This window comes from Pseudomonas sp. NEEL19, assembly GCF_028751975.1.
Lineage (GTDB): Bacteria > Pseudomonadota > Gammaproteobacteria > Pseudomonadales > Pseudomonadaceae > Aquipseudomonas > Aquipseudomonas juntendi.
In genome coordinates this window covers 3,667,289-3,694,267 of the sequence record NZ_CP081491.1, presented here as the reverse complement: position 1 = coordinate 3,694,267, position 26,979 = coordinate 3,667,289, and the positions used below count along the sequence as shown (strand labels likewise).

Below are 26,979 nucleotides of genomic sequence, written 5' to 3'. Positions count from 1 at the left end.
GCCCTGGCAGGCAGCCGGCTACTTGGGATAAAGCGGCGGCAAGCTGCCGTTCTCCCCAGCCGGCAACAACACCTGCTCGGCCGGCGGTATCGTGCCGATCGCCCGCCACAAATCCTCACCCTGCCAATACTGCCCACTCTCGCTGTACAACGCGCCATTCAACCCATCCAGCGCATCCGACAACGGCACGAAGCGCGCCGCCATCTCGGCCAGGGTCTCCGGTTGCTGCCGGGCCCAGGCGTCCAGCGCCTGGCGGGTGGCCTGGGGGTCGTTCGCCAGGCAGGCGCGCTTGAGGTCATCCAGCAAGGTGCGCGGGCTCGGCCCGTTCTGCGCCGCACGCAGCACCGCCGGTTGCGAGCGGGCGCGCCACCACAGGGCGAAGCCCAGTACGGTGGAAAGGGCGAACAGCAGAGTCGCCAGTTGCCAAGGCCACAGCGCGCTGCTGGCGCTGCTGCTATCGCCCACCGGGCTGTCGGCACTCAATGCCGGGTTGTCTTGCACGTTCAGCGTACGCGCCGGCAGGCTGCTGTGCTCCAGGTGATCTTCACGGGTGTTCCACCACGCCACTTCCAGCGCCGGCAGGGCCAACGTGCCGGCATGGGTGGGCACCAGTGCTTCGCGTTCCTCGCGGTTGGCGGTCATGCCGCGTTCGTTGATTTCGTTGCGCAGCAGCGGCTGGTCGGGGTAGCGGCGCAGGCCGATGATCTCGGTGGCGGGTAACGGCGGCAACTGGGTGCTGGAAAGGCCTTCGGCGCGCAAGGTGATGTTGCGCGTCAGCGAGTCGCCAATCTGCACCTGCTGGTTGCCGGGGTCGGGGTTCCAGTGCTCTTCCAGTGTCAGGCTACGCGCCGGCAACCACGGCACACCCGCAGGCCAGGCGGCGGGAATCGGGCGTACCGCCAGCCGCAGCGGCAGCGAGCTGACCTGTACCTGGTGCCCGGCCCGGGCCGTGCCATTGGCTTGCGGGGTTTCGTCGCTGCTGGCTGCGGCGGTGGCGCTGAACGTCAATGGCGGGATCTCGAGCGTGCCACTTTGCTGGGGGTACACGGCATAGCGGGTTTCGATCACGCCGTGGCGCACGCCATTGATTTCCTTTTCATAGGTGCGCGATTCGCCGAGCGGTTCGACCTTGGCGCCTTCCAGCTGCAGCGGGCTCAGGCTGCTGTCGTCATAGAGCGCCACCGAGTGATAGATGCGCAAGGTGAGCACAGCCTGCGCCTGCACGTAGACGTCGGGGCTGTCGAGGGTGGCCTCGATGAAGACCTGTGAAGTGTCCTGGCGACTGGCATCGGCCTGCAGCACTTGCAGGTCGATGGCCTGGCTGCGTGACTGACCCAGCTGCAGCTCGGGGATACGCAGGCTGCCGCTGCGCCGCGGCAGCAAGGTGATGATCCAGCGGGTGCTGGCGCGGGTTTCACCGTCGAGGGTATGCAGGCTGTTCAGCTGGCGCGTGCCGCGCACCTCGAAGTCGCCTTCCAGGGCGCGCAGGTCGGGCTTGCCGAACTGGGTGACGTCCTGGCTTTCCAGGGTCAGTTCCAGGCTTTCGCCAGCCTCCAGGCGGGTGCGGTCGACGCTGGCCTGCAGCAGGGGTTCAGCCTGGGCCAGGGTGGCCCACAGCAGGGAGAGGAGCAAGACGCCGAAGCGACTCATCGTGGGGTTTCCTGTTGCAGTTGCTGTTCGTACCAGAATTTGCGCCGCAGCAGCTCCGCCGGGTTATCGGGGATCTCCCGCAGCCATTGTTCCAGGGCTTGGCGCTGTTCGGCGTCGAGGCTGGTCGACACCGGGCGCTGGGGCGGCTGGATGACGCCCTCATCGGCACCCGGCTGGTTACCCGGTGCGCCCTGGCTGTTGCTGCTGCTTTCGCCAGGCTGCTCGGCGCTGGCTTGTTCATCACCGCTGGGGGTGCCCTGGGCGGCGCTGCTGGCCGAACTGCTGTTGCCTTCGGTGTCGCTGCCGGGCGTGCCTTGGGCATCGTTACCGGGCGGTTGTTCCTTGGCCTTGGCCTGGCGCTGTTGCAGCAGCTGTTGCACCAATGCCTGGTTGTCCAGTGCCACTTGCAGATCGGGTTGGCGCTCCAGCGCCTGCTCGTAGGCGTCCAGGGCCGCTTCCAGCTCACCGGCACGGGCCAGTGCATTGCCTCGATTGTAGTGGTCGGCGGCCGTGTCGCCTTGGGAAAATGCCTCGGCCGCACCCGCGTAGTCGCCCGCCTGGTACAGCGCCAGGCCGCGCCACTGCGTGTCCTGGAAGTGCCGAGCCGCGCTGGCTGGGCGGTTCAGCTCGAGCAGGCGTTGGCCTTGCTGGTCGGGGCGCAGCCATAGGTCATCGAGCTCGAAAGCCTGGCTGGGCTGGGGCAGGGCCAGCAGCAACGGCAGGCAGAACAGCCAACCGCGCCGGCCGGCACACGCGGCCAGCAGCAGCAGCGGAATCAGCAACCAGTAGCCCTGGTCGGCCCAGCTGTCCAGCTGCAGGGTCTGGCCGTCGTTGCGCCCGGCCCGCGGCTGGTCGAACAGGCCCAGGCCGCGCAGGTCCAGGTCGTCGATACGCGCATGCCGGTAGCGCCCGCCGGTGCCGTTGATGAAACCCTTGAGGCTGGCGTTGTCCAGGCGGGGCACCAGAATGCCGCCTTGGTCATCCTTGAGGTATTCGCCATTGGCCTGGCGCACCGGGGCACCGTCACGGCTACCGATACCCAGCATCAGCAGGCTTGGGCCCTGCCGGCCAAGGGCCTGGGCGATGCCCTGGCGCTCCGGGGCGCTGAGCGACGACCCGATCAGCAGCAGGCGGCCCTGGCCGAGCCCGCTCTGGGCCAGCAGGGCCAGGCCCTTCTGCACGGCCAGGTCGGCGCGCTGGCCGGGCTTGGGCATGATCGACGGGTCGATGGCCTCCAGCAGGTTGCGCGTGGTGGCCAGGTCATCGGACAGCGGCACCAGGGTGTGTGCGGAGCCGGCATAGACCACCAGCGCCGTCTGGCTGTCGCGGCGGTGCTCCAGCAGGTCGAGGATTTTGCGCCGGGCCTGTTCCAGGCGATTGGGCGGGCTGTCCTCGGCGAGCATCTGCGGGGTCAGCTCCAGCAATATCACCAGCGGGTCGGCCGGGCGCTGGCGGTTTTCTTCCACCCGCTGCCAACTGGGCCCGAGCAGGGCCAGGATCACCAATAGCCAGGCCAACCCCAGCGCCACCCACGGCAGTTTGCTGGTGTTGCCGTTGCCGCCGCCCAGCAGCACAGCGTGGAATGCCGGCGGCAGGATCAGCTGCCAGCGCCCGGCGCGTTTGCGCCGATGCCACAGCTTGTACAGCAGCCAGCCAAGCAAGGGCACGGCCAGCAGCCACAGCGGGCGCAACCATTGCGGCCACAGGTCGATCATCGCCGCCTCCTCAAGCGCAAGCGCTTCAGGCGTTGGCGCCATTCCGGGTGTGGCTGCAAGAAGCGCGGCTTGCGCAGCAGGCGCTGCATCAGGTTGTCGGGCCATTGCACGGCCACCACCAGCAGCACGCTCAGCAGCAGCGCCAGGGCCAACGGCCAGGCGTACAGGGCTTGGGCGGTGCGGGCCTGGGTCGGTTGCTGGGCCACCGGTTCGAGTTGGTCGAGGGTGTCGCCAATAGCATCCAGTTCGGCACCGTCATGCGCGCGGAAGTAGGCGCCGTGGGTGATTTCGCCGATTTCCCTGAGTGCGGCTTCGTCCAGGTCCAGGCTCGGGTTGAGGCCGAGCAGGCCTGGTGTGCCACTGGCTTCGGGGTTGGCGCCAATGCCGATGGTGTAGATGCGCACGCCTTCCTGGGCTGCCAGGCGGGCTGCCGTCAGCGGGTGGATCTGCCCGCCGTTGTTGGCACCGTCGGTAATCAGCACCAGTACCCGGCTTTGCGCCGGGCGCTGGCGCAGGCGTTTCACCGCCAGGCCAATGGCGTCGCCGATGGCCGTGTTCTTGCCGGCGATGCCGATTTGCGCTTCGTCGAGGAAGGTGCGCACGGTACGCCGGTCGAACGTGAGCGGGGCCTGCAGGTAGGCCTGGCTGCCGAACAGGATCAGGCCCACGCGATCGCCTTCTCGGTCCTGCAGGAAATCGCCGAGCAGGGCCTTGACCAGGTCGAGGCGGCTGATGTCTTCGTTTTTCCACTGCATGTCCGGGAAGTCCATCGACCCGGACACGTCCACCGCCACCAGCAGGTCGCGGCCGCTGGCCGCCACCGGCACCGGGTCACCGAGCCATTGCGGGCGCGCGGCAGCGCACAGCAGCAACAGCCAGATGACCACGAATGGCCCTTGCTGGCGCCAGGTGGGCAGGTTCAGCCGCGCGCGCCGCCCGGCCAGGCCTTCCAGTTCGTTGAGGAAGCCAACCTTGAGTACCGGTTCGCCGCTGTCGGCGGCGGGCAGCAGCAGGCGCGCCAGCCACGGCAGCGGCAACAGGGCAAAGACCCACGGCCAAGCCAGTTCAAACATGCTTGCGGATCCAGGTTTCGACGGCTTGGCTCAGCCCGGCGATGGCCTTGTCGTCGAGTTTGCACTCGGGTTTATAGGCGCCTTCGACCAGCACCATCCAGCGTGTGAGGCCGGCTGCGGGGCAGCGGTTGTCGAGAAATGCCAGCCACTGGCGGCCGTTGAGGGTGTGGCTGTTGGCGCCCGGGTAGTGGCTGCGGCACAGGCGCTTGAGCAGGGCGTTGATCTGTTGCAGCCAGGCGCCGGCGGGGGCGCCGTCGTAGGGGCGTGGCAGGCGTGCCAGCTCGGCCAGCGCTTCTACCCGCACCGGGTCCAGCGGTTGCTCGGCGCGTACGACACGGCGCTTGCGCGGGCGCCAGTGCCGCAGCCGCCACAGGCCCCAGCCCAGCACTGGCAGGATGACCAGCAATGCCCACCAGCCGGGTGCTGGCGGCCACAGGCCGATGGGCGCCGGTTCGATCAGCGGTTGCAACTGATCGAGCGGGTTCATGACGCGCTCCGCGGGCGCTGTGCGCTCAGGTATTCGCGCAATTGCTCGATCATTTCACTTTGCGTGCTCAGCGGCATCAGCAGCACCCGCAGCTTTTGCGCCAGCAGCTCCCAGCGCTCGATGCGGGCTTCGGCCTGCTGGCGGTAGGCCTGGCGCAGGTTGGCGTCGAGGGTGTCGAGCTCCAGCTGCGCGCTGCGTTGGGCAAAACGCAGCAGGCCAGCGGCCGGCAGGGCATGGTCGAGCGGGTCGGACACCGGCAGCAGCAGCAGGTCGCAATGCCGTGACAGCATGGCCAGGTGCTGCTCCACTTGTGCGCTGAGCGAACGCTCGTCGCAGATCACGATGGCCAGGCTGCCCGGGCGCAGCACTTCGCGGGCGCGGCGCAGGGCCAGGCCAAGGCTGTCGGCCCCGGCAACCGCCTCGGTGTGCAGTGCCTGGTTGACCTTGGCCATGCGGTTGAGCAACTGCAGCAGGCTCTGTTTGCTGCGCCGGGGCTTGATTTCGTGGTGCTCGTTGTCGCCGAACACCAGGCCGCCGATGCGGTCGTTATGGGCCAGCGCGGCCCAGCCGAACAAGGCGGCGGCCTGGGCCGCGAGCACCGACTTGAACATCAGGCCCGAGCCGAAGAACAGCCGCTGGCTCTGCTCGACCAGGATGAAGATAGGCCGTTCGCGTTCTTCGTGAAACAGCTTGGTGTGGGGCTCCTGGGTGCGTGCGGTCACGCGCCAGTCGATGTTGCGCACGTCGTCGCCGGCCTGGTACACGCGCACCTGGTCGAAGTCCACACCGCGCCCGCGCAGTTTGGAATGGTGCAGGCCGACCAGCGGGCTGCGTTGGCCGGGCTTGGAAAACAGCTGGATTTCGCGCACGCGGTGGCGCATGTCGATCAGCTCGGCGAGGCCGATGCGGATGCCGGGTTCGGCCAGGTGCGCAGTGGGCATGGGGTCAGGCAACGGCGACGACGTCGAGGATGCGCTGGACCACGCGGTCCTGGTCGATCCCCGCGGCCTCGGCTTCGAAGGAGAGGATGATGCGGTGGCGCAGTACGTCGAACAGCACCGCCTGGATGTCTTCGGGGCTGACGAAGTCGCGCCCGGCCAGCCAGGCGTGGGCACGTGCGCAGCGGTCCAGCGAAATGGAACCGCGCGGGCTGGCGCCGTAGGCGATCCAGTCAGCCAGCTCGGTATCGAATTTGGCCGGGGTGCGGGTGGCCATGACCAGCTGCACCAGGTACTCCTCGACGGCATCGGCCATGTACAGGTTGAGGATTTCCTTGCGCGCGGCAAAGATCGCCTGCTGGCTGACCCGCCGTTCGGGTTTCACTTCGCCGCCCAGCGCTTCGCCGCGGGCCTGCGCCAGGATGCGCCGCTCGACCGCGGCGTCCGGGAAGCCGATTTTCACGTGCATCAGGAAGCGGTCGAGCTGGGCTTCGGGCAGCGGGTAGGTGCCTTCCTGCTCGATCGGGTTCTGCGTGGCCATGACCAGGAACAGGGGTGACAGGTCGTAGGTGCTGCGGCCCACACTGACCTGGCGTTCGGCCATGGCCTCGAGCAGTGCCGACTGCACCTTGGCCGGTGCGCGGTTGATTTCGTCGGCCAGCACCAGGTTATGGAAGATCGGCCCCTGCTGGAACACGAAACTGCCGGTTTCCGGGCGGTAGATTTCCGTGCCGGTGATGTCGGCCGGAAGCAGGTCAGGGGTGAACTGGATGCGGTGGAACTGCGCTTCTATGCCCTCGGCCAACTCTTTGATGGCCTTGGTCTTGGCCAGCCCGGGCGCCCCCTCGACCAGCATGTGGCCGTCTGCCAGCAGCACGATCAACAGCCGCTCGACCAGTTTCTCCTGGCCTAGGATCTGGGTTGAAAGAAAGGTGCGCAGCGCGATCAGCGCTTCACGGTGTTCCATCGGCGACGGTTCCTGGTAGGGGGCCGGAGGCGGCTGACGGCAGCTGCCCTGGCAAGGGCTGATACTTTAATCCATCCGGGGGGGCGGCGACTAATGGCACGGGGTAAATTTATCGCTGCAGCGGGCCTGGGGTATGGAAAACTCTCACGAAGGCTTGGCGATTGCCTGATGTTGCCTGACGGCGTACTGGCGCCTGCTTGTGCTTTTGGGTCAAGCACAAGGCACGAAGATGGTAGCGAGCAACGGCGGTACGCCGACCCCTCGGCGGGTAACCCTGCGTTTCGGGGTGTTCTTCGATGGCACCGGTAACAATCAGCACAACGCCACGGTATTGGCGGGGCACGGCGGCAGTTATGCCAATGCGCTGAGCAACGTAGCCCTGCTGCATGCGTTGTACCCGGCGCAAGCGGCCGATGGCGAGGCGCGCCAGGTCTTTTTCAAATGCTACATGGAAGGCATCGGCACCTTGGCCGGTGAAACCGACCCGGTGTATGCCTCTGCCACCGGGCGTGGCCGCACGGGCGTCGAAGCCCGGGTGGCCGAGGCGTTGCAGGTGATTGCCGGGCAACTGCAGGGTTGGTGCCAGGCGCACCCGCAGTGTGTGCCGGCACGCCTGGAGTTCGACTTGTTCGGCTTCAGCCGTGGCGCGGCGGCGGTACGCCACCTGGCCAACCTGTTGCACGACGGTGCCGGGGGATTGTTGCCGGTAGCGTGTGACATCGCGATCAACTTCATGGGCTTGTTCGACACGGTGGCCGCGATCATCGCGCCGTTGCAGGGCGACTTCGACCCCGCCGACGAGCGCCACGGTGGCTTGCGCCTGGGCCTGGGGGCGGGTATTGCCCGGCAGGTGGTGCACCTGGTGGCGCGCGATGAGCAGCGGCATAACTTCCCGCTGGTGAGCAGTGGCCACGACATAGTGCTGCCGGGTGTGCACTCGAATATCGGTGGCGGCTACCCGGAAACCGCATGGGAACAGGTGCTGTTGTGCAAACCCCAGTCCCAGCGCGTGCCGGTGGCGACGCCTGCCGGGCAATGCCGCGTGCATGCCGTGATGCAGGGCCTGTTGGCGACGGATTTTGCCGACATGGGGGAACCCCGGCCACGGGTGATCACCTGGGAGGAGCCGATCGCTGGCGGCCACCCGCGTGAAGCAGAGAAGCAAGTCTACGCAGCGGTAGCCCGCGAGCGAGAGGTGGCCGGGCACTTGTCGCGCGTCTACCTGAGCGTGATGCGCGAGCTGGCGGTACGGGCTGGCGTGCCGTTTGCGCCGTTGGGCGGCCAGGCGGAGCACCGTTTGCCGGCTGAATTGCAGGTGATCAGCGCAAAATTGCATGGCTTCGCTTTGGGCGAAACCGGGCAATTGGCGCTGAGCGAGCAAGAGCAGCGCTTATTGCGCGACAAGTATGTGCACGCTTCGGCGAACTGGAATGCGCTGAAAGGGTTGCGTAACAGCGTGCTGGATGTGTTGTTTGTCAACCGGCCAGGGGTGGCGGGGCGGGTGGTGCATGGGAATCCGGTGGGGTAAATGCGCCTGGGGTGGCAGGGGGTCGCCACCCCATTCATTCATCGCTGCGCGTTCCTGCGTTTTCGAGCCATATACCCCTCCTGCGCCAAGGTCAGCGCCACCGTCAGCACCATGAACGCTACCGAAGCAACGAAAATGCCATTTGGCAGCCCCCGGTCGAGCATCCAGCCGAACGCCACTGGCCCGACGGCGCCACCGATGTTGAACCCGGTCGAGACCAGCCCGAAGGTCTTGCCCTCGGCACCCTTGGGCGCGGCCGCTTTTACCAGCATATCCCGCGACGGGGCGATCATTCCGGTCAGCAGGCCGATGCTGCCCAGCACCACCACCAATGCCCATTCGCGCAGCACACCCAGGGCAACCACTGCGGTCAGCACAGCGGCCAGGGCGAAAGCCAGCGCCGCCACCAGGCCATGCCGGCGGGTACGGTCGGCCAGGGCACCGCCACACAGCACCCCTGCGGCGCTGCAGAGCAAGAAGGCGGTAAGCGCGGTATTGGCCCAGGCCAAGGTCAGGCCTTGGCCTTGCACCAGTGCGGCAACGGAGAATTTCTCGATGGCACTGGTGCTCAGGTTGAGCAATATGAACAGCACTGTCAGCACGCCGATCATGGGGGTGAACAAGCGCACTCGGCCGTTTGCCGGGGGCGCGCCGGTAATGCTTGGGTTGCCCATCTCCGTTACCCGGTACACCCCACTGCCTGGCAGCGATATCAATAGCAGCGCAGCAGCGCCGAACACTGCGCCCGTCGCCAGGGCTGCCCGTGTACCCAACACGGTAGCGATACCGAGGAATAGTGCCGGGGTTATCGCCGAGCCGAGAAAGCCGGCGAAGGTATGAATGGAGAATGACCGCCCCAGCCGGTCTGGCTCGATACCCTTGGCCAGCAGCGCATAGTCGGCCGGGTGGTACACCCCATTGGCCAGGCCGGCCAGCGCCATGCTCACCAGCAACGCCGCATGGCCGGGGCTGGCGGCCAGCAGCAGGAAACTGAGGCTGCCCAACAGCAGCCCGGCCTTGAGCACCTTGCGCGCGCCAAAGTGGTCGACGGCGTGACCCAGTGGGGCCTGCACCAGGGCAGAGACGATATTGAACACCGCCAGGGCGACGCCGAGTTCGACGAAACCGACCCCCAGCAGGGAGGGCAGCACTGGCAGCAGTGCCGGGACCAGCATGATGTGCACATGGCTGACGAAATGTACGGCGGCAACCTGGGTCAGCAGCTTGGGGGCAGCAACGTAGCGCATGTCGGGACCTGTAGACAGCGTGCGCGCCTGGCGCACGGCAAGGGGGATGGAATGCCCGCTTGGCGGGCGTAGCTGCGCAGCGCCCGAAGGCGGCCATGCAAACGCCGGCAGCGATCCCGCCACCAAGCGCGTTGCCTGTTGCGCGGGTAACCCGCGCTTAAAGGGCTGCGCTGTCGAGGGTCAGGCAGCCAGTTCGGTCAGCAGGTTTTTCAGATAGTCGCTGCCTTGCACATCCAGCGCCTGCAACGGCAGGCGGGGCGCGCCGACATCCTGGCCCAGCAGCTTCAGGCCGGCCTTGATGGTGGTGGGCAGGCCGCGGCGGGTGATGTATTCCAGCAGTTCGTACTGGCGGTAGAACAGCGTGCGGGCTTCGGCCAGTTGGCCTTGCTGCACGGCGTCCCACAATGCCAGGTTCAATGCCGGGATCAGGTTGGGCGCGGCGGTGCACCAGCCGCTCGCGCCTGCCACCAGGGCCTCCAGGGTCAGCGGGTTGCAACCGTTGTAGAACGCTACCTGACCCTTGCTGGCCTGGAACAGGCGGTGCATGCGCTGAATGTCACCGGTGCTTTCCTTGACCATAGTCACATTCGGCACCTCGGCGAGGATGCGCAGGATCAGTTCCACTGACAGGTCGGTGCCGCTGGTGCCCGGGTTGTTGTAAAGCATGATCGGGATGTCGATGGCGGCGCCGACGGCCTTGTAGTGGGCCACCACTTCCGCTTCTGTGAGCTTCCAGTACGAAATGGGCAGCACCATGACCGCCGTGGCCCCGCATGCCTGCGCCAGGCGCGCACGCTCCACGGTGCGTGCGGTGGTCAGGTCGGAGACGCTGACCACGCTGGGTACGCGCCCGGCGATGCGCGCCTGGCTGAAGCGCACTACGCTTTCCCATTCGCTGTCGCTCAGGTAGGCCCCTTCGCCGGTGCTGCCCAGCGGCGCGATGGCGTGCACGCCATGCTTGATCAATTGGTCGATGGACGTGCCCAAAGCCTCCAGGTCGAGTGTGCCGTCTGCCGAGAAGGGAGTGATGGTGTAGCCGATGACGCCGCGAATTACAGGTGTAGACATGACCAGGCACCTTTGCCGTTGTTGAGGGAAGAGTACAGCTTCGAGTCAGGCCAGGCAGTCGCCGTGGGCCCGCAAGGCACGCCGCGCGTAATAGCTGAACGCGGCGCCATGACGCTTAGGGGTGGAGATCCAGTCGTGGGCTTCCTTGCCCAGGGCTTCGGGGATGGGGCGGATGTCACCGGCCCCCATGGCCAGCAACTGCATCCTGGCGGCCCGCTCGAACAGCAGGGCAAGCACGCAGGCTTCTTCGATCGAGCCGCCGGCGATCAGCAGGCCATGGTGGGAAAGCAGGATCGCGCGCTTGTCGCCGATGGCCGCCGCGATGATTTCGCCTTCTTCATTGCCTACCGGCACACCAGGCCAGTCCTTGAGGAAGGCGCAATCGTCGAACAGCGGGCACAGGTCCATGTGCGAGATGGCCAGCGGTACCTCCAGCATCGACAGGGCGGCGCTGTGCAGCGGGTGGGTGTGGATGATGCAGTTGACGTCAGGCCGGGCGCGGTAGAGCCAGCTGTGGAAACGGTTGGCCGGGTTGGCCATTCCACGGCCTTGCAGCACGGTCAGGTCTTCGTCCACCACCAGCAGGTTGGAGGCGGCGATTTCGTCGAAGCCCAGGCCCAGTTGCTGGGTGTAATAGGTGCCAGGCTCCTGGGCGCGGGCGGTGATCTGCCCGGCCAGCCCCGAGTCGTGGCCGCCGTCGAACAGGATGCGGCAGGTGAGGGCCAGCTTTTGCCGGGTACTGTAGGTGTTGTCGGCCAGGGCCGTCAGCATCTGCTGCTGGGCGTGCTTGACCAGTTGGTCCTTGGGGGCGTGCATGGTGGTCGTCATGGGCGGTACCTGCAGGAAAGGGCGGTGAATTGCTGAGCGACACAGGGAGGTCGCCAGGACACACGGCGATCATAATGACACCTTGTGTCATTTTCAAGCAGGGAATGACACAATTAGCCTGCAGTGGGGCTCCAGAGGTGGCGGGCCGGGCGGCAAGGAGGTGCGCGAGGGGGCGTTGGCAAAGCGCGCGGCGCAGGCGCTTACACCGGCCGGGCCGGTGTTCGCAGCTGGCGCCGCGGCAAAAAGGCGCGCGTTACGCGCCTATGCAGCGCGAAGCGGGCAGCGGGGCCGGGTGCGCGTGCTGGTATTGCCGGAAGGCCTCGGCAATGGCATTGATCAGCGGCGCGTCGCTGAGCGGGTTCAAGGCCGGGAAGCGCTTGCCGTTGCAGATGCCCTGGTAGGTCAGCACAGCCTCGACGCTGTGATCATGGTCCAGGTACACCTGCCTGATCGCCTGGGCGTCCAGGTTCTTCGCATCGTCGCAGCGCAGGGCGTGGTGAATGGCCAATGCCGCGCCAAAGGCCAGGGCCGGGGTGTCGATGCCGTGCCTGCTGGCCAGCTCGATGCTGCTGAGGATACGTTCATTGCGCTGCAGTTTGCGCAGCGGGTCGCGGCCGACGCGGGCGCACGGGTCCTTGAACGAGGTTTTGCAGCGCGCCAGAAAGGCGTCGGCGAACCGGCTGATCACCTCGCTCATTTGCGGGTACTCCGCTTCCAGGGCGGGCGCCACTTCCTGGCGTATCAGCCGCTCGGCCAGGGCATTGACGCGGGCGTCGCCCATGCCCTGGCCCACCCACGCATGGCCCAGCAGGCTGGCGTACCAGGCAATGATCGCGTGCGGGCCGTTCCACAGGCGGTTCTTGATGACCTGGATCTCGGTAATATCCGGCACCGTGTGCACTTGGCGCAGGCGTTCGAGCAGATCGCTGCCGCGCTCGACATACAACGGCATGTCGGCTTCGCTGTTGAACAGCACCAGGTGCAGTTGGCTCATGGCGCTGCTGGGCTGCGCAAAGGGCCTGAAATGCCCGAGCAATCGCTCGTATTCAGCCGGCGGCGCCGAGGCACTGCGGGGGGCGGCAGGCTCTTCTTCCAGGCTGTTGCGAAACATCTGCGACTTGATCCGCAATTGCCGCACCAGCGCATCGTTGCTCAGCTTGGAAACGATGCGGCTGACTACCGTTTCCGCGAAATGGGTCTTGAGCATTACCTGCTCGCAGATCGCTGGCGGGCACAAGGTCGCCAGCTCGGCTTGCACATGCCGGCGCACGAACGCGCCGCCACCCACCTTGTTCAGCACGATCAGCAACGTCAGTTCGCGGCCGCGGCGCTCGAAACGCTGCAGCAGGCCTTGGGCAATTACCCTGGCCTGGTTGCGAATGGCCTGTTCAGGCAGGCTCAGGCCGATGATCTCGGCGTCGTTGTACATGGCGATCACCGCCTGTTCGTCGTCCAGGTCGATCATGCGCACATTGTCGATGGTCTGGTCGAACGAGGTGCTGCCATAGCGCACGCTGTAGCTGCCGAAGGCACTCACGCTCTCGCGCAGCATGCGTGAGCGGGTAGCGGCGATGATTTCGCAGGGCCGGGTGTAGCCGTCCCAATGGGAAAACACCTGGGTCAGGTAACCGCCGCCGATGGCGCCAAAGCCATGAATACCGACACGGAACTGGTTCAACGACGCCGGGAAGGGTTCGCTGAGCGCGGGCATGCCCAGCTCGGGCACGCATGCACTCAGGTCGGCGAGGAACTCCGGCATGCTGTGGTAAGCCTTGAGTGCGCCGGCCTTGATGTCGGCGGCAGGTGGCTTGATGTCTTCGATCAGAATCGCCTGGCCCTCGGCACGCATGGCCGACAGCATGCCGTTTTCCGAATCCTCGACCATGAAGCACTGCGCTGGCGTGCAGTTGAGTGCGCGGGCGGCCTTCAGGAAGATCTCCGGGTGGGGTTTGCCCTGGCTGACTTCATCGCCACACACGGTGATGTCGAAGTACTTCAGCACATTTGCGTTGATCAGGTATTCCTCGGCGATGGCGCGGCGGCTCGAGGTGGCCACGGCCATGGTCAAGCCGGCCTTGCGCAGGCGCTCCAGCACCTCCAGCAAGCCGGGCTTGATCGGCACGCCGTGATTGCGCACGTACTCCAGCTCCAGTTCATCGGCGCGCTGGCGGATGGCGGCATAGGGGAAGTCTTCGCCGTTATGCGCCTTGGCCAAGGCTTCGGCTTTTTTCGCGCTCAGGCCCAGAGAGCCGAGCAGTGTGTGGTCGCCCAGCGGTTTGCCGAAGATTTCCAGCGACGCTTGCTTGAGGGTCTTGAAGCGCAGGCGTTCGGTGTCGAAGAGGGTGCCATCCATATCGAAGATAGCGCTGAAGATGCGTTTGCCGTGAAAGAAAAGCATGGGTTGTTGCCCCTTGTCGGTGGGTCGGACATCCCGCCTGCAACAGGCGAGCTTGGCGTGCGAGCTGCAGCAATGGCAGTCAGGTAGGGGGCACGCGTTCGACAGGAGGGCGCTGGGGGTTAACGCAGAGGTAGGGGGGGATGGAGCGGGGGGTACACAGCAGGTTGGCGAACCTGGAAGCGAGGCGGGCGGCACGTTTGGCCTTGAGGTCACGCCCACTGGCTGCAGTCGGTTTTGCAGGCAGTGGGCGCAAATAGCGATGGATACGTGTGATTCCGAGCATGAGGTACTGTGAGTCCTTTTTCGACTTTGGTAATCCTTTTTCAGCCTTGCACGTATGCGCCGCGACATGCAAGGCTTGGCCTTTCGCTCGTCTTGCACAACCAGGTGAACCGCCATGACCCAAGCTACCGACCAGGCCTTCTACGACCGTGCCGATGCGCACATAGAACTGGCCAACCAGCAGATCGACAGGGTCGAGGACCTGGGCAAGGTTAGCGCCTCGCTGACCTTTGGTGCTGCGCGCTTCAGCGCCTGGATGAGCGCCCGCAGTTTCAAGAGCGGCGCCGAACTGGGCGCTGCGCGGGACGAGATCCTGAAATACTTCTGCGAGCAGTACCGGATGATGCTCGAAGATAACCTGGACGAGCATATCAAGCATTTTGAACAGTACATGTTGGGGAAGAATGACTAACACCGCAGGTCGCTCGCCCCAGCCTCTTCAGCACCTTCTGGCCAACAACTGCCAGCCCTGATGCGATCCCTGTGGGAGCGGGCAAGCCCGCGAAGAAACCAGCGCGGTGCATGGCACCGGCTGAGCCGGTGTTCGCGGGCATGCCCGCTCCCACAGGTATTGCACCTTTGTCTTGGCTACGATATCGCCAGCGGTGATGGCGTGGGCCGGACGCCATGTCCGGCCCTGAACCACCTGTTGCGCCTTGGGTCAACGGCGCAGCAGGCGAGAAATCACCAGTGTGACGGCGGCGGTGATGGCCAGTGCGGCGAAAGGCTTTTCCTTGACGAACGAAGTCACCGTGTCCACGGCATCACCATAGGTCTTGGTCACTTGGCCTGCCGCCTGACGCGCATCGCCTTCGGCTTCCAGCGCCGGGTCTTCGACCAGCCGGCCTACAGCGCTCTGCGCCTTGCCTGCAAGGTTCTCGGCAACACCTTCGATCTGTTCGCGTTTCATGATGGCTATATTCCTTCCTGTAAGCGGCTTTGGGTTGATAGCACAGGGTTAGGGAGGTGAAGGGCGGCAATGGTTCCAACTACTCATCACCTTCAAGCCACACGCCCCTGCAGGGAATCGCACGTGGCGTGAGTGGGCGAGGCTAGCGCGCCTTCTTTTCCAGAATCCGCGCGCCGCTCCCTTCCTTGGCCAGCACATCCCCGGGGTTGCGCAGGGGGCAGTCCTGCAGTGACAGGCAGCCGCAGCCAATACAGTTGTCGAGGCTGTCGCGCAGCGCCTCCAGGGTACGGATGCGTGCATTCAGGTCTTCGCGCCAGGCGCTCGACATTTCGCCCCACTGCGCCGCGGTCAGCTTGCTGTTGGGCGCATAGCGGCTCAATGCCTGGCGGATTTCCTCCAGTGCGATACCGGTGCGCTGTGCCACCTTGATGATCGCCAGGGTGCGCAGTACCAGCGAAGGGTAGCGGCGCTGGTTGCCCGCCGTACGAACGCTGGCGATCAGCCCCTTGGCTTCATAAAAGTGCAGCGCTGACACTGCCACACCGCTGCGCTTGGCGACTTCGCCCACTGTAAGCATCCGCGTGTTGTCTGCTGCCATGCCTGTCGACCTTGCCTTGGGTTGAGCGCTGTAAGGGCGCCTTGAGTTGTGAAACGGCTTACCCCGCTGCGCGATCCCGGCGCAACTGGGTAACCAGGGTAAAACGGTCATGCGGGTGGATCGTCTCGGTCACGGCCATCAGGTCGCCGTTCTCTTCGCGGTAGTGGCGAATGATCTGCAACCCCGCCGAACCCACCTGCGCCTTCAGCGCGAGGGCCAGCTCGGCCGTCAGCGCTACCGCCCGTACTTGCTGGTCGATCACCGCGATCGCGCGGCCGTAATGCTGCTCGATCAGCCTGGCAATCGGCTGTTCGGGCTGCTCGCGGGCGCGTTCGATGACTTCGCCGTAGTCCCGCTGTGCATAGACCTGGGTGCAGCATAGCGGCGGCGCAGCCTGCGCCACGGCGATGCTCGACAGGCAAAAGTAGTGCTCACCCGGCACCAGCCCCAGCCGTGCCGCCTGGCCCAGGTCGGCAACGAAGTGCTGCACATCGCGGATCTGCCAGCGCTGATCTGGCGCCAGCTGTGTCAGGTCGGCGACGCTGGCCAGCGACTGCGTGTAGCCCCCGCGCGGGCTCCTGGCCTCGACCCGGGTGCCGACGCGCTTGCGTCGCGATACCAGCCCCTGGCCGAGCAACTGGTCGATCGCGGCACGTACCGTGTGCCGGCTCACACCGTAAAGGTCGCACAGCTCGTGCTCGGTTGGCAGCAGGCTGCCCACCGGATAGCGGCCACTGGCAATGCCTGCCATCAAGTCCTTGGCTACAGTGGCATAGCGCGTCGGGTTCATACCTGTGTTCTGTCTCGCACCTGTCGTCGGCCGAGAGTGTACCAGCGACCTGCGCCGGGTGGTCGGCGAGCAGGCTGCACCTGGCGGTGCAGCCCAGCATTTACGGGGCCCGCTGACGCTTTTCAGGTGTTCTGCCGGGCCCGCAACAGCATCGCCGCCAGGGCGCACCCGAGCAAGGCCAGGCACGCCAGGTAGAATGCGTCGCTGTAGGCCATCAGGTACGCTTCGCGGCGAATGGTCGCCGCCAACCCCTCCAGCGCCTGTTGCTGCTGCGGCAACCAGCTCTGCACCGTGTGGTTGATGCGTTCCTGCATGCCCGGCTCGAACACGCTGACCTGCTCGTGGATGCGTTCGCTGTGGAAACGCTCGCGGGTGGCCACCAGCTGGGTCAACCCGGCCGTCCCGACCGCGCCCCCCAGGTTGCGCAGCATCGAGAACACGGCCGACGCCGACCCGGCTTCACGCTTGTCCAGCCCGGCCACCGCCAGCACCGACAACGCAACCATGATGAACGGCTGGCCGATGCCACGTACCACAGTGGATGGGATGATCACGTTGTCGGCACTGTCGGCGCTCAGGCCTGCCCCCAGCCAGCAACCCAGCGCCATGATCAGGAAACCGCTGGCGACCATGAACTTGGCGCTGGTCCAGCCCATCAGCCGCGGCATCATGGGCGCCAGCAGCAACTGCACCACGCCATAGGCAATCAGTGCTACACCCACGTCGTGGGCGCTGAAGCCCTGCAGTTGCGACAGGTAGTTGGGCACCAGGAACACCAGGCCGAAGGTTGCCGCGCCGAAGATGAACATGGCCACACTGGCGACGCCGAAGTTGTAACGCCCCAGCAAGCGCAAATTGATGAAGGCGCGCTGGCCGCGCAGTTGGGTAACCACGAACACCACCAGGGCAATGGCGGCAATCGCGCTCATGCCAACGATGAACGATGAGCCGAACCAGTCTAGCCTGCCGCCTTCTTCCAGCACGATCTGCAAGCCACCCAGGCCGATCACCATGGCCGCGATACCCAGCCAGTCGCCCTTGCGCAGCAGCGCGAGTTGCATCGGCCTGGCGTCGATCGACCAAGCGATGGCGAACAGCAGGGCGATACCCGGGAACAGTTGCAGGTAGAAGATCCAGCGCCATGAATAGGCGTCGGTCAGCCAGCCGCCAATCGACGGCCCGGCCGCCTGTGCCACGCTGTTGGCCAGGCTGAACAGCGCCATGCCCATGGCCATCTTGCTGGCTGGCAGCTCGGTGATGATCAACTGGAACGACAGCGGGATCAGCACCGCGCCGGCCGCGCCCTGTACTACGCGCAGGGTGATCATCGTTTCCAGGTTGGGGGCCCACGAGCAGGCCACCGAGGCCAGCAGGAAGATCAGCGAGCCGGTCCACATCACCCGGCGCAGCGAAAACACTTCGACCAGCCACGCGGTCAGCGGGATCATGACGATTTCCGCCACCAGGTAGGCGGTAGAGATCCATGAGCCTTCCTCGAAGCTGGCCCCCAGCGAGCCACGGATTTCCGGCAGCGCGGCGCTGGTGACATGCACGTTCATGCCGGCCATGAAGCAGCCGAACAGGCCGCCGAGCACGGCGACCCAGGCGCGCAACGTGACGGGTTGCTCAGTGGCCATCGGCAACCTCGGCGGGGCGGGTGTCGACGATGCTCACCACCGACATGCCCGGCAGCAGCTGCAGGCCTGCGGGCGCTGGGTCGAGCAGGATGCGCACCGGGAAGCGCTGGACGATCTTGGTGAAGTTGCCAGTGGCGTTGTCCGACGGCAGCAGGGCGAAGACATTGCCCGAGGCGGGGGAGAAACTGGCCACACGGCCGTGCAGTGGCTGGCCGGCAAAGCTGTCGACGCGGATTTCGACGGGTTGCCCGGGGCGCATGCGGGCCAGTTGGGTTTCCTTGTAGTTGGCGACCACGTAGGCCTGCTGTACCGGCACCACTGCCAGCAGCGGCTGGCCCGGCACCACGTACTGGCCAGCACGCACGCGGCGTTGGCCCACGATGCCAGCGAGCGGGGCGCGAATCACGGTGTCGTGCTGGTCCTGGCTGGCCAGTCGCTGGCGAGCCTGGGCGTGGGCCAAGGCGGCTGCGCGCTGTTGCAGTTCGGCGTCGGCCTGGGTGGAGCGGGCCTTGGCCATGGCCAGTTGAGCGCGTTGTTCGCGCAGCGCGGCCTGGGCCCCTTGCAGCGCCGCTTGGGCCTGAGCCGCCTGGGCGTTGGCACTTTCCAGCCGCTGCGCGGTGGCCGCTTGATCGCGTACCAGGCCGCGGTAGCGGTGCACGTCCAGGGCAGTGCGTTGGCGTTCGGCGGTGGCGCTGCGCACGGTCGCTTCAGCCTGCTGGATGGCGTGCTGGCGCTGGTTGATGCGCTCGGCCGCCAGCTGTTGGCCTGCCTGTGCGGCGGCTAGTGCTGCCTGGGCTTCGGCCACGCTGGCCTGGGCCTGCTCGACGCGCGCGCGGTAGTCCTGGTCTTGCAGCCGTACCAGTACATCGCCGGCCTGGACTGGCTGGTCGTCCGCCACTTCCACCTTGGCAACATAGCCGGCGACGCGCGGGCTCAGTGCCACCCAATCGGCACGGACATAAGCATCGTCGGTGGTCTGCAGGTAGCGGCCGGTGGTGAGCCAGTAGCTGGCGAAGGCCAGCACCGTGACGGCCGCCAGGCTGCCGCCGGCGATCCACGCCTGGCGGCGACGGGGTCTGGTGCTAGCTTGCTGTGCTGCTTCGGCGGGGGCGTTCTGTTCTACGGCGGCATTCATGTTCGGTTTCCATTTCTGATGTTGGGGCTGCTGCGCAGCCCATCGCCGGCAAGCCAGCTCCCACAGGGACCGCGCTGGCCTTGGCGTTTGTTACAGGGCAGCGACTCCCTGATCATTGAAAAGGCTCTCGGCCCAGCGCGGTCCCTGTGGGTTGTTGCTGCGCGCTACCACCGACCACCCAGCGCGCGGAACAGGTTGACCTGTGCCTGCGCCAGGCGCCCTTGGGCCTCGACCTGGCTGGCGCGCAAGCGGATCAGTTCGCGTTCGCTGTCGAGCAATGCCAGGCCGTCCACCGTGCCGGCGCGGTAGTTGTTCTGGGCCAGGGCAAAGCCCCGCTCGCTATGGCCAAGCGCTGCCTCCAGTGCCTGCAGGCGCTGCCGCTCACCGGCGTAACGCGCCAGGGCCTGGCGCACGTCCTTTAGCGCATTCAACGCTACGCCCTGGTAGCGGGCGACTTGCGCCTGCTGCAATGCTCGGGCCTTGCCAACCCGAGCGCGATTGGCCTTCAGGTTGGGGAACTGCCAGTGAATCAGCGGGCCGATACCGAACATCACCGCGCGGCTGTCGCCGAGGTCGGCCAGGTGAGCGGCGGAGGAGGTCAACGAGGCGCCGAAGCTGACCTTCGGGTACAGGTCCGCCCGGGCGATTTCGGTCTCCAGCGCAGCAGCCCGCAGTTCCCGTTCTGCCTGGCGCAGATCCGGCCTTCGCTCAAGCAGGCGCCACCCATCGCCAAGCGGTAGCGGCACCGACACCGTGGGGATGGCGCTGCAGTCGCCTACCGGTGCCGCAGCCGCCTGGCCACTGAGCATGGCCAGTTCGTAAAGCGCCATTTGCCGCCTGGCAACGAGCATCGGCAGTTGCGCCCGCACCTGCTCACGCAAGCCCAGCAGGCGCTCGCTGTCGAGCGCCGTTGCCACGCCGGCCTGTTGCTGGCGTTCACTCAGTTGCACGCTGCGCTCGAGGCTTTGCAACGACTGCCTGGCCTGGGCCAGGCGTGCGCCATACACGCATTGAGCCAGGTAGGCGCGGCTGGTCTGGGTGACCACCTGCAGGCGTACCAGGTCCCGTGCTGCAGCGCTGGCATCGGCTTGAGCGCGGGCACGCTCGATGGCCGCACGTACCTGGCCCCAGACATCCACTTGGTAGGCCAGCTCGATGCCGGGGCTGAATTGCCATTGTGACGGCGCATGGCTGTCAGTGGCCTCGGCCAGGGTCTGGTCATCGGCGCTCTTGCCATAGGTTGCGCCAATCTCCACTGCAGTGGCGGGCCAGCGGCGCGCGTCGAATTCACCGATACCCGCCAGCATGGCCTGCACAGTGGCGTCTGCCTGGGCCAGGTCCTGGTTATGCGCCAGGGCCAGCTGTACCCAGTGGTTGAGTTGCGGGTCCTGGAACAGCGCCCACCATTGCGCGGGTAACGGCTGCTGGCTGACCCCCGCCGGCAGGTCTGCCAACGGGTTTGCCTGCAGCACGGGTGGCGGCGCGGCGGGGGCCGGCTGCCGCGTGCACGCCGTGAGGGCACCGAGCACGGCGAGCGTGGCGCCCAGCCGGGCAGCGAAGGGAGAAAAGTGCAGTAAAGGCATCACACAGGCCACTTGAAGAGGGTGATGCGAGGTTAACCAGGGACGGGAAAGCGGCGCTGTCGCAAGCAGGACAAGCCTGCGCGCAAGCGGGACAACCTGCTGTTCAGTGGCCGCGAGTGAGGTTGTGCTGCCAGTCACTCGGCGCGTAGCCGAGGATGCGCTTGAACATGGCGGTGAACGCGCTTGCACTTTGGTAACCGTGCTCCAGCGCCACGTTGAGAATCGGCTGCCCCTGCGCCAGGCATTGCTGGCTGAGCATTACCCGCGCGCGGGCGCGCCACTCGCCATACGACATGCCCAGTTCGCGTTGAAACAGCCGCGCCACGCTGCGCGCACTCAGGTTCAACTGCGCGCCACACTGCGCCAGCGTCAGGTCCTGGGCCGGGTCCTGGAGAAAGCCCTCGCACCAGGCACGCAAGCGCGGGTGCGAGGGCGTGGGCACGAAGGCATGGATGCGCCGAGCGGCGGACAACTCGTTCAGGATCAATGCCCGTGCATGCTCGCCGTCACGCCGGTCGAGCATGCGTGACGCGGCCAGGATCAGTTCCCGCAGCAAGCCGGATACCACGATGACCTGGCAGCACGCGATGCCGGCGTCGAGCAGCAACGTGCGCATGCTCACCACGCCCTGCATGCGGATGGCGTGGCTGACCCCGGCAGGCACCCACAGTGCATGCCCGCCGGGGATCACCCAGTCGCCTCCCACGCTGCTGACGCGCATTACCCCGCTGGCGGCATAGATCAGCTGGTCTTCAGCGTGGCAATGGCTGGCGACCTGGTCGCCGTGGCCGTAGTCCCTTTCCAGTGTTCGCATTCAAGGCATCCTCGATATTGGATCCAATTATACGGCGGTGGATTTTTATCGGGTTGCGATGGTAGGCATGGAAAAGGGGTGAGCAAGACGCAAAATGGCTGTTTGGCAGTTGAACGTGGTGAATTATTGCCAGGCGAGTGCTACGCGCAACAAGTAACGCGGCTTCTTTTGTCAGATCCAGACATCATTGACCGCGGTGCGCTCGCCGCCTTCATGCCCGGTGTTCAGAATGCCGCGGGGCTCGATCATCATCAGTTTCGCTTCGCCCTCTGCGGCTGTCCTGTGTTCGATACCGCGCGGCACGACGTACAGCTCACCGGGGTTGACGTACACACAGCCATCGGGCAGATCGATGCGCAAAACACCCTCCAGCACCAGAAATGCTTCGTCGGTTTCCGGGTGTGCGTGCCAGATGAATTCGCCTTCGATGCGCACCACCTTGAACTGGTAGTCGTTCATTTCGGCAACGACCCTGGGGCTCCACTGCTGCTCGATCAGCGACGCTTTGTGCAGCAGGTTGGCAGGCTGGGAGGGGATACGGGCTTCAGACATGACAATTCCTCGTTGAGTGGAGTGGCCAGCCTAACGGTCTGCAAGAGGCGCATCTTGTACGATCCTGCAAGTCAGCGCGTGGGGCGCAGGCGCTCCAGCCAGCGCATGGGCGGCACCCCATAGCAACGGGTGAAATGCCGGGTCATGTGGCTTTGGTCATGAAAGCCGGCAGCAAGCGCCGCATCGACCAGGCTGAACCCGTCGACCACCATGCGCCGCAAACAGTCCAGGCGGCGCAAGGTGACGAAGCGGTAGGGGCTGGTGCCGTACAGCGTGCGAAAATCACGCGACAGGCTCCAGCGCTCGCGGCCGCTGGCCTGTTCGAGCATGTCCAGGGTAATGCTCTGGTGCAGGTGCGCCATGATGAAGGCTCGGGCACGTTCGGCGGCTTGGTAGTCCAGGCGCTTGCGCCCGCGTGGTTTGCCGCCGACCGCCAACAAGGCCATGGCCAGGTCGTACAGGGCGTCCTGCTGCTCCAGCGGCTCCAACGGGTGGTCCACGGCCTGTACCAGTGCCTCGCTGGCCTGGTACAGCCGTGGGTCGCTGGACAGCCCGCCAGCGATGAAGGGCAGCGGCTGGCCACCCAGGACGTTCTGGATCAGGGCCGGGTCGACGTAAGCCATGCGGTAGCGAAAGCCTGCGTTGGTGCCGGCCATGCCGTCATGCAGCTCGTCCGGGTGCAGCACCAGGGTGTTGCCGGGTATGCCGTGGCGCAGCGAGCCCTTGTAATGGAAGCTTTGCACGCCGGCCAGGGTTCGCCCGACCGAGTAGGTATCGTGGCGATGCGGGTCGTAACCGTGGCTGCCGAACCAGGCCTCGATACGCTCGATGCCGCCCGGCTGGTCGCTGCGGATTACCCAGTCGGACGGTGGCGGGTCAGCTTTACGGTTCATCGCGGTGGGAGCCTGGGCGGAGCACGGCTGGGGCGGCCGTGAGGGGATGGGAAGCAAGGGTAACCGGACTGTCCGTTGTCGGGCAATCGGGTCGCCGCCAAGGGCCGTGCTGCCAGGTTATCTACCAACGTTGACTCGACCAGGGTGCTTGTCAGTGCTGAAATCGAGCAAGCACAACCACAATGGGCCGGGAGCGCCAATGAACCGCAACGAACTGCGCAAAGCCGATATCAACCTGATGGTGGTGTTCGAAGCGCTGATGCAGGAGCGCAACCTTACCCGCGCCGCAGAAAAGCTGTTCGTCGCCCAACCTACGGTCAGCGCTGCGCTGGCGAGGTTGCGGGCGATGTTCAATGACCCGTTGCTGATCCGTGTGGGCAACCGCATGGAGCCATCGGCTCGCGCCCAGGAGGTGATCAAGCACCTCACCCCGGCCCTGGATGCGATGTCTGTGGCCCTTAGCCTGACCCACGACTTCGACCCGCTTTCCAGCAAGATGACCTTTCGCATCGGTTTGTCCGATGACGTCGAGTCCGGGCTGTTGCCGCCCTTGTTGCGGGCGCTGCGGGTCGAGGCGCCGAACGTGGTGGTGGTCGTGCAGCACGTGGATTACTGGCGCATTCCCGACTTGCTGGCGGCGGGTGATGTCACGGTCGGCATCAGCCAGACCCGGGGCCTGCCGGCCAATGCCAAGCGCAAGGTATTGCGCTGCATGCAGGCCAGGGTGGTGCGCGCCGACAAATCGACCACGGCGTTGACGTTGGATGAGTTCTGCGCCCGCCCGCACGTTCAGGTTTCGCCCACGGCCAATACCCACGGTGTAGTCGATGACTGGCTCAAGGAGCTGGGGCGCGAACGCCAGGTGGTGTTGTCGGTGCCGCAATTCAGTACGCTGCCGGCGATCCTGGCCGGTACCGAACTGCTGGCCTGCTGCCCCGATTACGCGGCCCAGGGGATGGAGCGCTGGGGCAACCTGCAGGCCGAGCAACTGCCGTTCGCGGCCACGGCGCTGGAGCTGGCCATGGTCTGGCTGAGCACTACCGACAATGACCCGGCCGAGCGCTGGCTGCGCGGCCGCCTCGAGCACTACATGGGCGGTATGGCCTAGCCGGCAGAAGGGTGCTTAAAGGCCCGCTTCCAGGTCCAGCAGGTCCTGCACGGTCTGCCGCCGGCGGATCATCCGCAGTGCGCCGTTCTCGATCAGGAACTCTGGCAGCAGTGGCCGGCTGTTGTAGTTGGACGACATCGATGCGCCATAGGCCCCGGCATCGTGGATCACCAGCAGGTCGCCCACCTGTGCTTGCGGCAGGTCTTGCGGGGTGAGTTCCTGGTCGTCCTGGGTGAATACGTCACCCGACTCGCACAGCGGCCCGGCCACCACGGTTGGCTGGCGTGGGCGCTCCACCGGCTGGCCGTTGGCATCGAGCAGGGTCATGCCGTGGTAGGCGCCGTACATGGCCGGGCGCATCAGGTCGTTGAAGCCGGCGTCGATCATCACGAAGGTATTGCGCCCCACCTGTTTCACCGCCCGCACCTCGGCCACCAGGTAGCCGCACTCGGCCACCAGGAAGCGGCCGGGTTCGATCTCCATACGCACCGGGTGGCCGAGCATCGCTTCGATTTCCTTGCGTGCCACTGCCCAGGTCTGGGCGTAGCGCTGCAGGTCGACCGGCTTGTCGCTGCTGCGGTAGGGGGTGGAAAGCCCGCCCCCGATGGAAAACGCCTCGATGTCCACCCCCAGGCGGCCGACCAGCTCGATCATCGAGCGGGCTACCTGTTCCAGGTGCTGGTAATCCACGCCCGAGCCAATGTGCATGTGCACGCCGACCAGGTGCAGGCCGTGTGCCTTGATCACGCCCAGCGCTTCGTCCAGCTGCTCATGCCAGATGCCGTGCTTGCTGTTTTCACCGCCGGTGTTGGTCTTGCGGCTGTGGCCGTGGCCAAAGCCGGGGTTGATGCGGACCCACACGCGGTGGCCAGGGGAGCGCTCGCCCAGCTGGCGCAGCATGTCGATGGAGCCGGCGTTCACTTCGATCTTTTCTGCCACCACCCGCTCCAGGGTAGGCCGGTCCAGTGCATCGCAGGTCAGCACCACGCCGGCCGGATCGCCCTGAACGCTGGCGCCGGCAGCGAAGGCCCGCTCCATCTCGCCCAGCGACACGGCGTCCAGCACCAGGCCGTGGCCGCGCATCAGGCGCAGCACGTGCAGGTTGGGGTTGGCTTTCTGGGCGAAGCGTACGGTGTCGAACACCTTCAGCTGTTCGACACGCTCGGCGATGGTGCCGGTGTCGTAGGCCCACAACGGCGAGCCATGTTGGCGCACTGCCTCGGCCAGGAGGGTGAAGGGTGTTGTCATGTTGGCGCTACTCGCTCAGGTGATACCAGGAAGGAAAGCAGGATGCGATAAAGCAGGAATTCAGAAAAATAGCTTTTTTTCTGTCGGCCATTCATATCTGATATGGCCACTGTCATTACGCAGGGCGTTGCCGTGAAATTGTCCGTCCGCCATATCGAAGTGTTCCGCGCCATCATGGCGGCGGGCAGCGTCACCGCCGCAGCTCGCCTGCTGTTCACTTCGCAGCCCACCGTCAGCCGCGAGCTGGCCCGGCTGGAGCAGGTCACCGGGCTGAACCTGTTCCAGCGCGAAGGTGGGCGGCTGGTGCCGACAGCCCAGGCACTGCTGTTGATCGAGGAGGTGGAGCGCGCCTATGTCGGGCTGGAGCGGATCGACCGCTTTGCCCAGGCCATTCGCAATTTCGAGCAGGGCCGGTTGGCCATCACCTGCCTGCCGCTGTTCTCGCAAACCCTGCTGCCCAAGGCCTGCCAGCGCTTCCACCAGCAGCACCGGGGGGTGAGTGTGAGCATTCTGGCCCAGGAATCGCCGTTGCTGGAGGAGTCACTGGTGGCCCAGCAGCACGACCTGGGCCTGACCGAGGTCGAGCAGATACCCCGCGGGGCGTATGGGGAGCGGCTGTTCAGCGCCAACATGGTGTGCGTGCTGCCCGAACACCACCCGTTGCAGGCCAAGGCCGAGCTGGCGTTGAGCGATTTTCACGAAGTCGATTTCATCAACCTGGCCAGCCTGGACACCTACCGCCAGCAACTGGACCAGCACTTCCGCGCGGCGGGTGTGAACCGCCGCACGGTGATCGAGACGACCAGTGCGGCCTCGGTCTGCGCCATGGTGCGCCAGGGCCTGGGGGTTGCCATCATCAACCCGCTGAGCGGGCTGGAGGCCGCGCAGGGCGGGCTGCCGATCCGGCCGTTGCGGGTATCGGTGCCATACCAGGTGATGCTGATCCGCCCGGATCATCGGCCGGCTTCGGCTGCGGTGGAGCCGTTTTGTGAGGCATTGCGGGCGCAGGCTAAAGCAATGCAACAAGCGCTGGCATGATCAGGGGCGACGCGCGGCGTATGAAGCCCTAAAGCTCGCAGACGAAGGTGCCAGTGCCGGCCAGGATGTTCTCCAGGGTTTCCTTCACCTCATCCAGGTCACTGAGGTCGCTGGTCAGGTTGATTTCCAGCACCTCATCCCCCTTCAGCGCATCGCGGTCACCGGCGGCCACTTCGATCAGCAGGCGCTTGGCACACAAGGTCACTTTCAGCCCGTCCAGCGTCGACGGCTCGTCATCCAGGGTCAGGTCGACGGTGTCTTCGTCCGGGTAGCGGGTAAGCAGGAACATCTGGCCCTTGTCGCTATGGCAGCAAAGGGTCGCCATGTTGTCTTCCTCGTCATCGCAAGGGGTGGCGAACAGCAGGGCGGTGTTGATTTGCATGAGCAGGCTCGGATCAAAGGAAACGGAAGGGAATTCTGACAGTCTTGGCTACATGCATAAACGTAAAGTTACCGCCCCTTGACCGAAATTGTCGCAGCGCTGCAAGCCTT

At 65.8% G+C, this 26,979-nt stretch carries 25 protein-coding genes; 4 read left to right on the top strand and 21 right to left on the bottom strand.

The features are described from left to right. Window positions 1–18: 18 nt before the first annotated feature. From K4A76_RS16400 to K4A76_RS16375, 6 genes are read right to left on the bottom strand one after another with little or no spacing between them, the layout of a single operon-like run. Window positions 19–1,650 carry a BatD family protein gene (locus K4A76_RS16400; RefSeq protein WP_274410712.1) on the bottom strand — a complete coding sequence of 544 codons (1,632 nt, stop codon included), beginning with the start codon at window positions 1,648–1,650 and terminating at the stop codon, window positions 19–21. Then, a complete protein-coding gene (locus K4A76_RS16395; RefSeq protein ID WP_274410711.1) occupies window positions 1,647–3,365 on the bottom strand; it encodes a tetratricopeptide repeat protein in 1,719 nt (572 codons plus the stop codon). The genes K4A76_RS16400 and K4A76_RS16395 overlap by 4 nt, the downstream gene beginning before the upstream one ends. Continuing rightward, entirely contained in the window at window positions 3,362–4,438 is a 1,077-nt protein-coding gene (locus K4A76_RS16390) for a vWA domain-containing protein (RefSeq protein ID WP_047149559.1), read from the bottom strand. Before K4A76_RS16390 ends, K4A76_RS16395 begins: the two co-directional genes overlap by 4 nt. Further along, complete coding sequence (locus tag K4A76_RS16385; RefSeq protein WP_009683483.1) at window positions 4,431–4,925, bottom strand: DUF4381 domain-containing protein; 495 nt, start codon at window positions 4,923–4,925, stop codon at window positions 4,431–4,433. The genes K4A76_RS16390 and K4A76_RS16385 overlap by 8 nt, the downstream gene beginning before the upstream one ends. Continuing rightward, the gene (locus tag K4A76_RS16380; RefSeq protein WP_029886675.1) at window positions 4,922–5,866 is read right to left on the bottom strand and encodes a DUF58 domain-containing protein; all 945 of its coding nucleotides are present in this window, start codon (window positions 5,864–5,866) and stop codon (window positions 4,922–4,924) included. The genes K4A76_RS16385 and K4A76_RS16380 overlap by 4 nt, the downstream gene beginning before the upstream one ends. Window positions 5,867–5,870: 4 nt before the next feature. Further along, a complete protein-coding gene (locus K4A76_RS16375; RefSeq protein WP_009683481.1) occupies window positions 5,871–6,830 on the bottom strand; it encodes an AAA family ATPase in 960 nt (319 codons plus the stop codon). 229 nt (window positions 6,831–7,059) lie between these two features. On the opposite strand from K4A76_RS16375, the gene K4A76_RS16370 reads away from it, so the two are divergent. Continuing rightward, window positions 7,060–8,358, top strand: a complete 1,299-nt coding sequence (locus tag K4A76_RS16370; RefSeq protein ID WP_274410710.1) for a phospholipase effector Tle1 domain-containing protein — start codon at window positions 7,060–7,062, stop codon at window positions 8,356–8,358. 38 nt (window positions 8,359–8,396) lie between these two features. Here the strand turns inward: K4A76_RS16370 and K4A76_RS16365 are convergent, their stop codons facing one another. The 4 genes from K4A76_RS16365 to mtlD all read right to left on the bottom strand — a co-directional run bounded on the left by K4A76_RS16365 (window position 8,397) and on the right by mtlD (window position 13,899). Then, window positions 8,397–9,605, bottom strand: coding sequence for an MFS transporter (locus K4A76_RS16365; RefSeq protein ID WP_274410709.1), 1,209 nt, complete (start codon window positions 9,603–9,605; stop codon window positions 8,397–8,399). Window positions 9,606–9,785: 180 nt separating this feature from the next. After that, on the bottom strand, window positions 9,786–10,673 hold the full coding sequence (locus K4A76_RS16360) for a dihydrodipicolinate synthase family protein (protein ID WP_274410708.1): 888 nt from the start codon (window positions 10,671–10,673) through the stop codon (window positions 9,786–9,788). A 45-nt stretch (window positions 10,674–10,718) separates the two neighbouring features. After that, window positions 10,719–11,501, bottom strand: coding sequence for an aldolase (locus tag K4A76_RS16355; protein ID WP_009683476.1), 783 nt, complete (start codon window positions 11,499–11,501; stop codon window positions 10,719–10,721). Window positions 11,502–11,754: 253 nt separating this feature from the next. After that, window positions 11,755–13,899, bottom strand: coding sequence for a bifunctional mannitol-1-phosphate dehydrogenase/phosphatase (gene mtlD / locus K4A76_RS16350; protein ID WP_274410707.1), 2,145 nt, complete (start codon window positions 13,897–13,899; stop codon window positions 11,755–11,757). Between the two features lie 397 nt (window positions 13,900–14,296). Here mtlD and K4A76_RS16345 point away from each other — a divergent pair, with 397 nt between their 5' ends. Beyond that, entirely contained in the window at window positions 14,297–14,593 is a 297-nt protein-coding gene (locus K4A76_RS16345; protein ID WP_110679935.1) for a DUF3144 domain-containing protein, read from the top strand. A gap of 249 nt (window positions 14,594–14,842) precedes the next feature. Here K4A76_RS16345 and K4A76_RS16340 read toward each other — a convergent pair whose 3' ends face one another. The 9 genes from K4A76_RS16340 to K4A76_RS16300 form a co-directional block, all read right to left on the bottom strand. Further along, a complete protein-coding gene (locus K4A76_RS16340) occupies window positions 14,843–15,091 on the bottom strand; it encodes a CsbD family protein (protein WP_274410706.1) in 249 nt (82 codons plus the stop codon). Between the two features lie 142 nt (window positions 15,092–15,233). Continuing rightward, complete coding sequence (soxR, locus tag K4A76_RS16335; protein ID WP_029886682.1) at window positions 15,234–15,689, bottom strand: redox-sensitive transcriptional activator SoxR; 456 nt, start codon at window positions 15,687–15,689, stop codon at window positions 15,234–15,236. Window positions 15,690–15,747: 58 nt separating this feature from the next. Then, window positions 15,748–16,479, bottom strand: a complete 732-nt coding sequence (locus K4A76_RS16330; RefSeq protein ID WP_274410705.1) for a GntR family transcriptional regulator — start codon at window positions 16,477–16,479, stop codon at window positions 15,748–15,750. A gap of 122 nt (window positions 16,480–16,601) precedes the next feature. After that, window positions 16,602–18,116: a DHA2 family efflux MFS transporter permease subunit gene (locus K4A76_RS16325; RefSeq protein WP_274410704.1), complete on the bottom strand. Its 1,515-nt coding sequence runs from the start codon at window positions 18,114–18,116 to the stop codon at window positions 16,602–16,604. Beyond that, the gene (locus tag K4A76_RS16320) at window positions 18,106–19,251 is read right to left on the bottom strand and encodes an HlyD family secretion protein (RefSeq protein ID WP_274410703.1); all 1,146 of its coding nucleotides are present in this window, start codon (window positions 19,249–19,251) and stop codon (window positions 18,106–18,108) included. The genes K4A76_RS16325 and K4A76_RS16320 overlap by 11 nt, the downstream gene beginning before the upstream one ends. A 164-nt stretch (window positions 19,252–19,415) precedes the next feature. Further along, window positions 19,416–20,834, bottom strand: coding sequence for an efflux transporter outer membrane subunit (locus K4A76_RS16315; RefSeq protein WP_274410702.1), 1,419 nt, complete (start codon window positions 20,832–20,834; stop codon window positions 19,416–19,418). 103 nt (window positions 20,835–20,937) lie between these two features. Next, window positions 20,938–21,648 carry an AraC family transcriptional regulator gene (locus tag K4A76_RS16310; RefSeq protein ID WP_274410701.1) on the bottom strand — a complete coding sequence of 237 codons (711 nt, stop codon included), beginning with the start codon at window positions 21,646–21,648 and terminating at the stop codon, window positions 20,938–20,940. 171 nt (window positions 21,649–21,819) lie between these two features. Beyond that, a complete protein-coding gene (locus tag K4A76_RS16305) occupies window positions 21,820–22,200 on the bottom strand; it encodes a cupin domain-containing protein (RefSeq protein ID WP_009684033.1) in 381 nt (126 codons plus the stop codon). A gap of 71 nt (window positions 22,201–22,271) precedes the next feature. Next, window positions 22,272–23,093: an AraC family transcriptional regulator gene (locus K4A76_RS16300; protein WP_274410700.1), complete on the bottom strand. Its 822-nt coding sequence runs from the start codon at window positions 23,091–23,093 to the stop codon at window positions 22,272–22,274. A gap of 199 nt (window positions 23,094–23,292) precedes the next feature. On the opposite strand from K4A76_RS16300, the gene K4A76_RS16295 reads away from it, so the two are divergent. Further along, window positions 23,293–24,201: a LysR substrate-binding domain-containing protein gene (locus K4A76_RS16295; RefSeq protein ID WP_156326592.1), complete on the top strand. Its 909-nt coding sequence runs from the start codon at window positions 23,293–23,295 to the stop codon at window positions 24,199–24,201. Window positions 24,202–24,216: 15 nt separating this feature from the next. On the opposite strand, the gene lysA is transcribed toward K4A76_RS16295, so the two are convergent. Continuing rightward, the gene (gene lysA / locus K4A76_RS16290; protein ID WP_009684030.1) at window positions 24,217–25,449 is read right to left on the bottom strand and encodes a diaminopimelate decarboxylase; all 1,233 of its coding nucleotides are present in this window, start codon (window positions 25,447–25,449) and stop codon (window positions 24,217–24,219) included. A 132-nt stretch (window positions 25,450–25,581) separates the two neighbouring features. Here lysA and K4A76_RS16285 point away from each other — a divergent pair, with 132 nt between their 5' ends. Next, window positions 25,582–26,487 (top strand): LysR family transcriptional regulator, encoded by a 906-nt coding sequence (locus K4A76_RS16285; RefSeq protein ID WP_029887872.1) that lies wholly within the window; start codon window positions 25,582–25,584, stop codon window positions 26,485–26,487. 28 nt (window positions 26,488–26,515) lie between these two features. Here the strand turns inward: K4A76_RS16285 and K4A76_RS16280 are convergent, their stop codons facing one another. Next, window positions 26,516–26,869, bottom strand: a complete 354-nt coding sequence (locus tag K4A76_RS16280; protein ID WP_274410699.1) for a hypothetical protein — start codon at window positions 26,867–26,869, stop codon at window positions 26,516–26,518. Between the last annotated feature and the right edge of the window lie 110 nt (window positions 26,870–26,979).